We start from the raw sequence: 12658 nt of genomic DNA on the forward strand, positions 1-12658 counted from the left end.
CAACGTTTCAGAAAAAGCGTTTCATCCTTATACTATGAGGTAATGGCTAAGGCTGAATAGAATATTTTTCGCTTTTTGACGCTCTGACGGAGGGCATAATGGACGAGTTCAAACCTGATAATGAAACCAAGGGTGATAATTCACTCAAACCTGATACTTCGGATAGACCTGAACGTCGAACCAACCGACCTCGTAACAATCCATTAAAAAACGCACGATTCTCTGTATCCCGTCAACAGATGATGATTGGTGCAGGTGTTTTAGTCCTTATTCTGCTAATTATCGCAATAAGTTCAGCATTAAAATCACCAGAAACAACTGAACCTGCACCTTCGACCAATACGGAAAGAAATATCGACCTATCTCAACAACCGTCATCCGTTACGCCTTCAGAAAATGGTCAGCCATCGACACCTCAATCTATTTCTGGGCAAGAGATACAGCCTGCAACACCACCTTCACAAAATTTACCTCCAATGATTGATTCGCAAGGTCAACGTGTTGAGATCCCTGGAGATATCGTTGATTCTTTAAATCAACAACAAGCAGGTATTAATCAAGCCACTAATCAGCAGCAATTAAATGCGCAACAGCCACAACCCGTGCAGCCTGTCACGCAACCACCTGCAACTAAACCAGTGCAACCCGTACAAAAACCGGCTGAAGTAAAAACACCACCAACAAAACCAGTAACACCACCAGCAACAACGCAACCTAAACCTGCAACGACTAAACCTGTTGTTTCAGGCTCATTATCAGCAAGTAATTTAAGCACTATCCCTGCTACTAACTATACTTTGCAATTAAGTGGTGCAAGTCGCCAAGATACCTTAGAGGCTTTCGCTAAAAAGAACCTCAATGGAAACTACACTATTTACAAAACGCAGCGTAATGGTAATCCATGGTATGTACTCATCTATGGAAATTATCGTAATATAAGTGAAGCCAAGCAGGCTGTTTCTTCTTTACCTGCGCCAGTACAAGCCAAACAACCTTGGGTTAGACCGATGAAACATGTTCATCAGGATCTAAAAAAATAATTAAGACGAAGTTCACCGCTGATATGCTGTCTGAAACAGAGTACAATCGGCGACTCTGAAACGATTGAGAAATTTGGACGGCATGAAAAAAAAACGCGCATTCCTAAAATGGGCTGGTGGTAAATATCCTTTGGTAGATGACATTAAACGTCATCTGCCTGAGGGTAATTGTTTAATTGAACCTTTTATGGGTGCCGGTTCTGTTTTTTTAAATACAGAATACGATTCATATATTCTTGCCGATATAAATAGTGATCTAATTCATCTCTATAATACGGTAAAGCAACATCCTGAAAAATTTATGAAGGATGCTCGCTTATTATTTACCCCTCAAATGAATATCGCAGAAGAGTTCTATCAACTACGACAAGAATTTAATCGTTCAACGGACGCTTATCAGCGTAGTGTGTTATTTCTCTATCTTAACCGTCATTGCTACAATGGGCTGTGTCGTTATAATTCAAAAGGTGAATACAATGTCCCTTTTGGTCGTTATAAAAAACCTTATTTTCCTGAAGCAGAGCTAATTTGGTTTTCTGAAAAAGCACAAAAAGCCGAATTTGTTTGCCAAAGCTATTCATCAACGATGACAAATGCAAAAAAAGGCGCCGTTGTTTATTGCGATCCTCCTTATGCACCGTTATCACCGACTGCAAATTTTACGTCATACCATACAAATAGCTTTAGTTTTCAAGAGCAGGAACATCTGGCTCAACTTGCCTCAATGCTGGCTTACGAGAGACAGATACCCGTGTTAATATCAAATCATGAGACTGCGTTAACAAAAGAGTGGTATGTAGACGCAAAAGAGCTACACAGTGTGAAAGTCAGAAGAACAATCAGTAGCAACACACTTGGTCGTAGCAAAGTGAACGAATTACTTGCCTTATATAAATAATCGTTAACACCTCCCGACAATGGGAGTGTTGTCTGGAGAATGCGATGAAAGATTTTCTGATTGCCCCTTCTATTTTATCCGCTGATTTTGCTCGCCTTGGCGAAGACACTGAAAAAGTGCTCGCAGCTGGCGCAGATGTTGTCCACTTTGATGTTATGGATAACCACTATGTACCGAACCTAACGTTTGGTGCGCCAATTTGTAAAGCTCTGCGCAACTACGGTATTACAGCGCCCATTGATGTTCACCTAATGGTTAAACCCGTTGATCGCATCATTCCTGATTTTGCAGAAGCTGGCGCAACATATATCTCATTTCACGCTGAAGCCAGTGACCACGTTGACCGTACAATTCAACTAATAAAAGATTGTGGTTGTAAAGCAGGCTTAGTGCTTAACCCAGCAACCCCATTAAATTATCTCGATTATGTAATGGATAAATTAGATCTTATTCTGCTGATGTCTGTTAACCCAGGCTTTGGTGGTCAATCATTTATTCCTAACACCCTCGATAAATTACGCCAAGTTCGTAAAATGATCGATGATGGTGGTTATGACATTCGTTTAGAAATTGATGGTGGTGTTAAAGTCGATAATATCGCTGAAATTGCCCAAGCAGGTGCAGATATGTTCGTTGCTGGCTCAGCTATTTTCAATCAACCAGATTATAAGCATGTTATTGACAATATGCGTCGCGAATTAGAAAAGGTATCGTAATGATAGACAAAAAACTCAAAGGCATTCGTGCTATCGCCTTTGATCTTGATGGCACACTCACAGACAGCGCTGTTGGACTAACAGAAGCAACAGATTACGCATTAACATCAAAAGGTTTTGCACCTGCTGGTAAACATAATGTCACAATTTGGGTGGGTAATGGCGTTGATATGCTACTTACGCGCGCTTTACATAACGCTGGCGTAGAAGATGTCACAGAAACCTTATTAAAAGAGATGCGTGACCTTTTTGATGAACATTATGCAACATCGGTCAAAACAGGCAGTGATTTATTCCCTCACGTCAAAGAAACGCTTGAAGTATTAGCTTCACATAACATTCCATTAGGTATCGTTACCAATAAGCCTTCACCTTTTATTGCACCACTATTACAGCAACTGAAAATTGATAAATATTTTTCCTTAGTACTAGGGGGAGATGATGTCAAAGAAAAAAAACCACATCCAGCACCATTATATTTAACAATGGGTACATTTGGTGTTAAAAAGGAAGAACTCCTTTTTGTTGGGGATTCTCGCAACGATATTATTGCAGCACAAGCGGCCGAGTGCCCTTGCGTAGGTTTAACCTATGGCTATAACTATGGCGTCTCTATTGCAGACAGCAAACCTGATTATACACTCGATAATTTTGCTGACTTGCTATCAATCCTCGACATCACGCAATGACAACTGTGGAACAGAATTAAGATGACGACTTCAGTAGAAAAAACGGCACAAAAGCCAATTGTATTCAGTGGTGCACAACCTTCTGGTGAACTCACTATTGGTAACTACATGGGTGCATTACGTCAATGGGTACAAATGCAAGATGACTATGATTGCATTTACTGTATCGTTGACCAACACGCCATTACAGTTCGTCAAGATCCAAAAGAACTTAGAAAAAGAACCTTAGATACGCTGGCTCTTTATCTTGCTTGCGGTATTGATCCAGAAAAAAGCACTATTTTTGTTCAGTCACATGTTCCACAACATGCACAATTAAGCTGGGCACTTAACTGCTATACCTATTTTGGTGAATTGAGCCGAATGACTCAATTTAAAGATAAATCAGCGCGTCACTCTGAAAATATCAATGCAGGGTTATTCGATTATCCTGTATTAATGGCGGCAGATATTCTGATTTATCAAACAAATCAAGTCCCTGTTGGTATCGACCAAAAACAACATCTTGAATTAAGCCGTGATATTGCTCAGCGCTTTAACGCTATTTATGGCGATATCTTCACCGTACCCGATCCTTTTATTCCAAAAGGCGGTGCTCGTGTTATGGCTCTGCAAGATCCGACCAAGAAAATGTCCAAGTCTGATGATAACCGTAATAACGTTATCGCATTGCTTGAAGATCCAAAAGCAGCAGCCAAGAAAATTAAACGCGCAATGACAGATTCAGAAGAACCACCTCGTGTTATTTACGATCTTGAAAATAAAGCAGGTGTGTCTAACTTACTCGATATCTTAGCGGGTGTTACAGGTAAAACTATTCCTGAATTAGAAGCTGAATTTGAAGGTCAAATGTACGGTCATCTAAAAGGTGCTGTCGCTGATGCGGTATCTGAAATGCTAACCAACATTCAAGAACGTTTTAACACATTCCGTAATGATGAAGCATTGCTTAATAAAATCATGAAAGAAGGTGCTGATAAAGCCAAAACTCGTGCTCAAGCAACCTTAGACAAGGTTTATGATGCGATTGGATTTATTGCACATCCATAATTTTTCGTTAATACATAAAAAACACCCCAAAGTTGGTGTCCAACTTTTGGGGTGCAGTTCAGTTTAGGGAGGTGTTTTAATACCATTAATTATCAATTAGATAACTATTTATCTCTTAAACAGCCGTCTATCAAAGCTTTCAATAGTTTGATTTTGCAGTCTTAGCTGCATGGTTTTACTCCAACTCGCTGATAATCCTGCCGCACTTAATAAACGTCGATAAAGCTCTTCATCAAACGGCATATGGAAAGCAATAGAAATAGCTTCTTTAACAGAGATATTACTGTTTCTTGAAACCAAAACAAGAGGATGATGACTGCCTGTTTCTCCAGCACTCACAACACGATATAACCAACCACAATAACCACTATCTTGCATAATTTGCGAAAAGTTACTGACTTCTGTCACTGTGTTAAGTTTGTAGCAAGGAGAGCGAGGTTGAGTCACTTGAATTAATGCAGTTCCCCATTGATAAATATCCCCAATAAAAACATTCTCTTCCGTCATGCCTGTTGTTGAGATATTTTCACCAAATGCGGGAGCATGAAAAAAATCCATCAATTGAGGGAATTGCTCAGCCCAATAAAGATAATGTTCGTTAGGATAGTGACAAAGGGCGCGATCAGAACCACCGTGAAAACTCTTTTCTGCTTGCTCATCACCTTCTAATCCTAGTGATATCAATTTGATAGTGCCATCCACCAGCCTTTTGGTGATCGCACTGGTAAATCCATTAGATGTTGTTGTGATATTACCGATAAAAACACTAGGAAAATAACGCATAGCTCACTACCTAAACAGAAAAGAATAACTCATAGTAAAGATAGTGTTCAAAAGAAACAATGCCGACAAATGTCGGCATTGAAAATATAAAAAAGAAAGGATGTTATCTGCTCAATTATGCTTTGCTCTGAAAACGTTTTTGCGCTTCGTCCCAGTTAACGACGGACCAGAACGCTTTAATATAATCAGGGCGGCGATTTTGATATTTCAAGTAGTAAGCATGTTCCCACACATCTAACCCTACAATTGGGTAACCTGATGCGCCAGCTAACTCTTCACCCATTAATGGGCTATCTTGGTTTGCAGTAGAAACTACCGCAAGTTTGCCATCGTCTTTTAATACCAGCCAAGCCCAACCTGAACCAAAACGGCTCGCAGCCGCTTTTTCAAATAACTCTTTAAAGGCATCAACGCTACCAAAATCGCGCTCAATCGCATCTTTTAGTGAACCTTGTAATTGAGTACCTAGCTTCAAACCTTTCCAGAATAATGAGTGGTTAGAGTGACCACCAGCGTTATTACGTAAAAAAGTACGTTGATCAGCAGGCACTTTATGAAGATTTTTAACTAATTCATCAATCTCCAAGCCAGCAAGCTCAGGTAATTTTTCTAATGCTGTATTGGTATTATTCACATAAGTTTGATGATGCTTAGTATGGTGAATTTCCATTGTACGCTCATCAAAGTGAGGCTCTAATGCATCATAAGCATAAGGCAGTGCAGGTAATGTATAGCTCATATTAATCTCCAGTGCTGTTTTATCTTGGATCACATCATGTGATTTATCTTTTCATTTCATTATAGTGAAAAAAACGTTAATGAAAATCATTATCATATCCATATTATTTTTGTGGTTTTTTTATCCAGCACGGTTAAATTAATTTTCACAGTATATTATTTTAATTTAAAAGCGTTCTATTAAACGATGATCCTATTAAACAAGAAAATAGTAGATAAATAATGCCCTGCTAGCTTTAGCACTAATTGAACATTCCATGAAAAGCATTTCCATTAATTCGTGATCTTCTGCGCAAAAAAGAAACAATCTTTATTTACCCTCTTTTGTTAACGACTTTTTGACATAGTATTAACAACAGTGAGGAGAGCTATTATGACAAAAATAAACCAACATCATATTCCTGCAAGCATTGCAGAACACGCCCTGATCAATAAAGAGCAATACCAAAAAGATTATGAATTATCCATTAAAAACCCTGAGGCCTTTTGGGCAGATAAAGGGAAAATCATTGACTGGATAAAACCATATACTGTGGTAAAGAATACTTCTTTTGACCCAGGCCATGTACGCATTCGCTGGTTTGAAGATGGTCAGCTAAATATCAGTCAAAACTGTCTTGATCGCCACCTTAAAACACGAGGTGATCAAACCGCCATTATTTGGGAAGGCGACTCACCTAATGAGTCGAAAAAAATCACTTACAGACAACTCCACCAAGATGTTTGCCAATTCGCTAATGTATTAAAAAACTTAGGTATTAAAAAAGGCGATGTTGTGGCGATTTATATGCCGATGGTACCAGAAGCGGCAGTCGCTATGCTCGCTTGTACTCGTATTGGTGCTATCCATTCTGTTATTTTTGGTGGTTTCTCTCCTGAAGCTGTCGCAGGCAGGATCATTGATTCAAAAGCTAAATTAGTGATTACAGCTGATGAAGGATTACGTGCAGGTCGCGCTATTCCTTTAAAGAAAAATGTTGATGATGCTTTAAATCACGCTGATATCCCCCCTATTAATCATGTAGTAGTATTTCGTCGAACAGGACATACCGAACAATGGATTGAAGGACGTGATGTTTGGTGGGATGAAATCACCCAAGGTGTCAGCACTGAGTGTGATGTTGAAGTAATGGATGCAGAAGATCCTCTCTTTATTCTGTATACATCAGGTTCAACAGGCAAACCCAAAGGTGTACTGCACACAACGGGAGGTTATCTCGTTTATGCTTCAATGACCTTCAAATACACCTTTGATTATCATGAAGGTGATATTTATTGGTGTACTGCTGACGTGGGTTGGGTAACAGGACATAGCTACTTACTGTATGGCCCTCTGTCAAATGGTGCGACTACTGTTATGTTTGAAGGTGTCCCTAATTATCCATCTGTTAACCGCATGGCTCAAATTGTTGATAAACACCAAATCAATATCTTATATACAGCACCGACTGCAATCCGTGCATTAATGGCTGAAGGCGATAAAGCGATTGAAGGTACTCAACGCACCTCTCTGCGCATTCTAGGCTCCGTAGGTGAACCCATTAATCCAGAAGCATGGGAATGGTTCTATCAGAAAATGGGACGTAGCCAATGTCCTATCGTTGATACATGGTGGCAAACAGAAACTGGTGGTTTCATGATAACACCATTACCGGGTGCAATGGATCTAAAACCAGGCTCAGCAACACGCCCTTTCTTCGGTATTCAGCCTGCAATTGTCGATAATATGGGCGAAGTACAGCAAGGGGCTTGCGAAGGAAACTTAGTGATTACTGATTCTTGGCCGGGTCAAGCAAGAACTCTTTTTGGTGATCACGATCGTTTTGAGCAAACTTATTTTTCAACCTTTAAAGGGATGTATTTCTCTGGTGACGGCGCTCGCCGAGATGAGGATGGTGACTATTGGATAACAGGGCGTGTTGATGATGTCTTGAATATTTCAGGTCATCGTTTAGGAACAGCAGAGATTGAATCCGCTCTTGTTGCACATCCTAAGATTGCAGAAGCCGCAGTAGTTGGTATTCCTCATAATATTAAAGGACAAGCTATTTATGCTTATGTCACTTTAAATCACGGTGAAGAGCCAACTCCTGAACTTTATACAGAAGTCCGCAACTGGGTACGTAAAGAAATTGGGCCAATAGCCACACCAGATATCCTACATTGGACAGATTCCTTACCTAAAACACGATCAGGGAAAATTATGCGCCGTATCTTGCGTAAAATTGCCTCTGGCGACACAACTAACCTCGGGGATACCTCAACACTCGCTGATCCGGGTGTTGTAGAGAAACTGTTAGAAGAAAAACAGTCTCTATCACTCACTGCTTAATACACAACAAATAACTGTCATTCAAAAAACGTAATACGACAAAGCAAAGGCATGAAAATGCCTTTGCAGGGCTCTCTTACCTGAAAATCATGGAATGCGGGGGATTTAAGCCTCTAAATCAAGTGATAAACCAAACAATTATATAGAGGAGAACTCTGATGAATTCCAATATTTATCAAGAGATAGAAAACAACCCTCGCTTTAAAGAACTGGTTAATAAACGTAGTCGTTTTTCATGGACACTTTCAATTATTACGCTCGTTATGTACGTCTCATTTATCTTACTTATTGCGTTCTATCCACAATGGTTAGGTACACCATTATATGAGGGCAGCTACATTACACGAGGTATTCCTATTGGTATGGGTTTAATCATCGCCTCATTTTTATTAACGGGCGTTTACGTTATTAAAGCCAATACAGAGTTCGACAAACTTACCGCTGAAATTATTGAAGAGGTAGAAAAATGAGAAAGTTACTTTATGCAATAAGCTTATTTTTCCTCTCCTCAACGGTTGCTTACGCTGCCGCAATAACTGAAGGAGGTGAGAAACAACCTATGAATATTCAGGCCATCATCATGTTCCTAATATTTGTAGGATTAACACTTTACATCACTTATTGGGCTTCTAAACGTACCCGCTCTCGTGCTGATTACTATACTGCCGGAGGGAAAATTACTGGCTTCCAAAACGGAATGGCAATCGCCGGTGATTTTATGTCTGCCGCATCCTTTTTAGGGATCTCCGCACTGGTTTATACCTCGGGTTATGATGGACTTATTTATTCAATTGGATTTCTGATTGGTTGGCCTATCATTCTTTTTATCATTGCTGAACGCTTACGTAATTTAGGACGCTATACCTTTGCTGATGTTGTCTCCTATCGCTTAAGCCCTAAACCAGTGAGAACACTCTCCGCTATTGGATCACTGGTTGTTGTCGCTCTTTATCTGATTGCACAAATGGTTGGTGCCGGTAAATTAATCGAACTCCTTTTCGGCTTAAACTACCATATTGCCGTTGTGCTTGTCGGTATTCTAATGGTGCTATATGTTTTATTTGGAGGCATGTTAGCCACCACTTGGGTTCAAATCATTAAAGCTATTTTATTACTTGCAGGTGCAAGTTTTATGGCTGTTATGGTGATGAAAGCTGTCGATTTTAATTTCAATACCTTATTTAAAGAAGCCGTTAGTGTTCACTCAAAAGGGTTCTCTATCATGAGTCCTGGTGGATTGGTTTCTGATCCTATATCTGCTCTCTCTTTAGGTCTTGCACTAATGTTTGGTACGGCGGGACTTCCTCATATCATCATGCGCTTCTTTACTGTTAGTGATGCAAAAGAAGCCCGTAAGAGTGTTTTCTATGCAACAGGTTTTATCGGTTATTTCTATATTCTTACTTTTATCATTGGTTTCGGCGCTATCTTACTCGTTAGCCCTAATCCTATGTTCAAAGATGCCGCTGGCGCTTTGATTGGTGGAACCAATATGGCGGCTGTTCACTTGGCGGATGCCGTTGGCGGTAACTTCTTCTTAGGCTTCATTTCAGCCGTTGCCTTCGCTACTATTTTAGCCGTTGTTGCAGGACTAACTTTAGCGGGCGCATCTGCGGTATCACATGATCTCTACGCGAATGTAATTAAAAATGGTCACGCAGATGAAAGACAAGAGCTAAAAGTATCCAAAATTACTGTGGTTATCTTAGGTATCGTCGCTATCGGTTTAGGTATTTTATTTGAAAAACAAAATATTGCCTTTATGGTGGGGCTAGCTTTCTCAATTGCAGCAAGCTGTAACTTCCCAATCATATTGTTATCAATGTATTGGAAAGGGCTGACAACACGAGGTGCAGTCGCAGGAGGATGGTCTGGTTTATTAGTTGCTGTCACGTTGATGATCTTAGGGCCAACAATTTGGGTAAGTATTTTAGGTCATGAAAAACCCATCTATCCTTATGAATATCCAGCATTATTCTCAATAATCATTGCTTTTGTTGTCTCATGGCTTTTCTCTGTTACTGATAAATCATCTTTAGGTGAGCAAGAAAAAGCAAAATTCCAAGCACAGTTTATTCGTTCTCAAATTGGCTTAGGTATTGAACAAGGTAAACAGCACTAACAGTCTGAAATAATGTTATCTTTCTAAATAAAAATAACCCCAAAGTGAATTTCAACTTTGGGGTTATTCATTTTCAATGATTTTTATCCATTATCATAAAAATCTTGATCCTATTTCTATTATTTACTTATTTAGAATACTTTTAAGCTTTAACTACATATCTATACGATTATTTAAATAACTTATTATTAGTTATTCTACTGTTATAAAAATAAAAACAAATTAAATTGAAATCAATTAATTACAAATAAAAAGAAACATAACTTATTTTCTACAAGGCTTATTAATAAAGCCAAATAGCTCAAAATAGTGAGGAAGAAGCATAGTAATATCAATTTCAGACACACTTCAGCCAAACAAGGCTTGTATTGTCAAAAAGTAAATGGTTAACTTTTTATTCTGTATAAAAAGAGGTGGTAGTTTTTAAATAGATTATGTCTCAATTAACTCATTACGCACTTTTATTTTTCTTATCTATGGCACCTGCAATATTGGGTGGTTCAACACTGCATATAGAACAAAAAATCTATATTGTTCTTATTGGTTGGCTACTTATACTGATATGTAGTGGCATTTATCGTTCTGTTTTTGGAAAAATAATAACCTTTATTACTAGTGCGCTATGGTCTTTAAACCTGTCTATTTCTCTATTTTTCTATCGTGAACACGATATTGCTTTTTCATCATCCATTGCTGAAACTTTTATTAATACCAATGGCAGCGAAACTGTCGGTATGCTCTCTTATAATAAGTATTATGTCTTATTTTACCTATGTGCTTTTGCCATTTACTATTTTTTCATCCATAAAGCAGCTCAAGTATCTGATCTAAAAACGACAAAAAAAAGTGTGACTGCTTTTGTTATATTAATAGCCATCATTCCAATTTATAAAATCTTAGCATTGAAAAACGATGACAACAGTAAATTACTTGCAGAATATACCCTTCTGAACACACCTTTTTATAATGCAGCAGCACTTGTCCGAACCTTCCATGAAAATCGCCAAATTAGAAGAATTGCCTCTCAAAAAGTTGAGTTTCAATATAATAAACATAATGATAATACAGAAATTTATATCCTTATTCTTGGAGAATCCGTTCGCAGAGATCATCTAGGAATTTATGGCTATCAGTACGATACAACACCTAATCTAATGAAAGAAAAGAGTAATCTTATCCTATTCAATCAAGTTTATTCTCCTGCACCAGTAACTATTCTTTCTGTACCAATTTCACTCTCAAATATAGGATTGGAACAGTTACAAGATAAAAGTCATTACGCTGATAATATTGTTTCTCTTGCCAATCATGCAGGGTTTAAAACATATTGGTTAAGTAATCAAGGTGAAGGTAATCAGAAAACTAGTGTTATTTCTGTCATTGCTAATATGGCTCAAAATAAAAAGTGGAATGAATTTATCGGTTATGATGAAGAGTTGCTTCCTTATTTAGACAGAGCTCTCAATGAGCCATCTGAAGAGAAAAAACTAATCATCTTACATACATATGGTAGCCATGAGCCGGCCTGTAATCGATTTCCAAGTCAGTATTTAAAGAAATTCACGCAAGAAGATGATGATAACTGCTATGACAGCTCTATCGCTTATACAGATAAATTAATTAATGACATCATCGAGAGAGTCAAAGATAAACCAGCTTCTATTCTCTACTTTGCAGATCACGCTTTACAGCGTCTCGATAAAAATAGAGAGGTTCGTTATCATCATGGTGTAAATACGCCACGAAAAGAAGCTTATGATATCCCTTTGTTTATTTGGTATAGCCCATCATCTATTAAACCTACTATCAATAATGATGCATTGAATAAGCCTTATTCAACAGTAAATAACTATTGGCTACTAAGTAGTTGGCTTGGAATAGAACATAACTCCCCTCAACAGTGTCACTCACCATTAAATAAGTGCTATCAGCCTAAATCACCAATCACTGTTATTGATGGTAATAAAAATATCTTAAACTATGATTTACTGCGTTCAGAAGAGCAGGAGCCTCAATAACATTCTCATTAAAAGATATCTAAATAAAAATAGACTCAGTAATAAAGAGTGTGTTTTTACATTTACACCTTCTGCTTTTAATAAGATCCATCAGAGATAACAAGAAATAAAAGATCAGAACACTAGGCATTAAATTAATGTGATATTAGATGCTTGATACGGGGATCATTTTACTAATGAGTTGCCATAAATAGTGTTTAACGGTATGAAGATTGGCTATTTTATTGAGGAATGTAACCATAGTTTCTAATTAACGACTAACATATAAGCTG

General features: G+C 38.2%; 11 protein-coding genes. 9 read left to right on the forward strand and 2 right to left on the reverse strand.

Annotated elements, in window-relative coordinates:
- The first annotated feature begins 98 nt into the window (after positions 1-98).
- The 5 genes from ACNART_RS13195 (at position 99) to trpS (ending at position 4393) form a co-directional block, all read left to right on the forward strand.
- Complete coding sequence (locus ACNART_RS13195) at positions 99-1040, forward strand: SPOR domain-containing protein (protein WP_109374160.1); 942 nt, start codon at positions 99-101, stop codon at positions 1038-1040.
- Positions 1041-1122: 82 nt separating this feature from the next.
- Positions 1123-1938 carry an adenine-specific DNA-methyltransferase gene (gene dam / locus ACNART_RS13200; RefSeq protein ID WP_160230824.1) on the forward strand — a complete coding sequence of 272 codons (816 nt, stop codon included), beginning with the start codon at positions 1123-1125 and terminating at the stop codon, positions 1936-1938.
- Between the two features lie 44 nt (positions 1939-1982).
- Complete coding sequence (rpe, locus tag ACNART_RS13205) at positions 1983-2654, forward strand: ribulose-phosphate 3-epimerase (protein WP_109374158.1); 672 nt, start codon at positions 1983-1985, stop codon at positions 2652-2654.
- Positions 2654-3343: a phosphoglycolate phosphatase gene (locus ACNART_RS13210; RefSeq protein ID WP_198620164.1), complete on the forward strand. Its 690-nt coding sequence runs from the start codon at positions 2654-2656 to the stop codon at positions 3341-3343. The genes rpe and ACNART_RS13210 overlap by 1 nt, the downstream gene beginning before the upstream one ends.
- A 21-nt stretch (positions 3344-3364) precedes the next feature.
- The gene (gene trpS, locus ACNART_RS13215; protein WP_196533871.1) at positions 3365-4393 is read left to right on the forward strand and encodes a tryptophan--tRNA ligase; all 1029 of its coding nucleotides are present in this window, start codon (positions 3365-3367) and stop codon (positions 4391-4393) included.
- 108 nt (positions 4394-4501) lie between these two features.
- Here trpS and yiiM read toward each other — a convergent pair whose 3' ends face one another.
- Both yiiM and sodA read right to left on the reverse strand, forming a co-directional pair.
- Positions 4502-5176, reverse strand: coding sequence for a 6-hydroxyaminopurine reductase (yiiM, locus tag ACNART_RS13220; protein WP_368927980.1), 675 nt, complete (start codon positions 5174-5176; stop codon positions 4502-4504).
- A 115-nt stretch (positions 5177-5291) separates the two neighbouring features.
- Positions 5292-5915, reverse strand: a complete 624-nt coding sequence (gene sodA / locus ACNART_RS13225) for a superoxide dismutase [Mn] (RefSeq protein WP_075672604.1) — start codon at positions 5913-5915, stop codon at positions 5292-5294.
- A 372-nt stretch (positions 5916-6287) separates the two neighbouring features.
- Here sodA and acs point away from each other — a divergent pair, with 372 nt between their 5' ends.
- The 4 genes from acs (at position 6288) to ACNART_RS13245 (ending at position 12386) form a co-directional block, all read left to right on the forward strand.
- Positions 6288-8246, forward strand: coding sequence for an acetate--CoA ligase (gene acs / locus ACNART_RS13230; RefSeq protein ID WP_198620166.1), 1959 nt, complete (start codon positions 6288-6290; stop codon positions 8244-8246).
- Positions 8247-8404: 158 nt separating this feature from the next.
- On the forward strand, positions 8405-8716 hold the full coding sequence (locus tag ACNART_RS13235) for a DUF485 domain-containing protein (RefSeq protein ID WP_196533867.1): 312 nt from the start codon (positions 8405-8407) through the stop codon (positions 8714-8716).
- Positions 8713-10368, forward strand: a complete 1656-nt coding sequence (locus ACNART_RS13240) for a cation acetate symporter (RefSeq protein ID WP_196533866.1) — start codon at positions 8713-8715, stop codon at positions 10366-10368. Before ACNART_RS13235 ends, ACNART_RS13240 begins: the two co-directional genes overlap by 4 nt.
- Positions 10369-10802: 434 nt before the next feature.
- On the forward strand, positions 10803-12386 hold the full coding sequence (locus ACNART_RS13245) for a phosphoethanolamine transferase (protein WP_198620167.1): 1584 nt from the start codon (positions 10803-10805) through the stop codon (positions 12384-12386).
- Positions 12387-12658: the final 272 nt, after the last annotated feature.

Origin of the sequence: Proteus sp. LHD240705 (assembly GCF_047921555.1) — a bacterium.
Taxonomy (GTDB): Bacteria; Pseudomonadota; Gammaproteobacteria; order Enterobacterales; family Enterobacteriaceae; genus Proteus.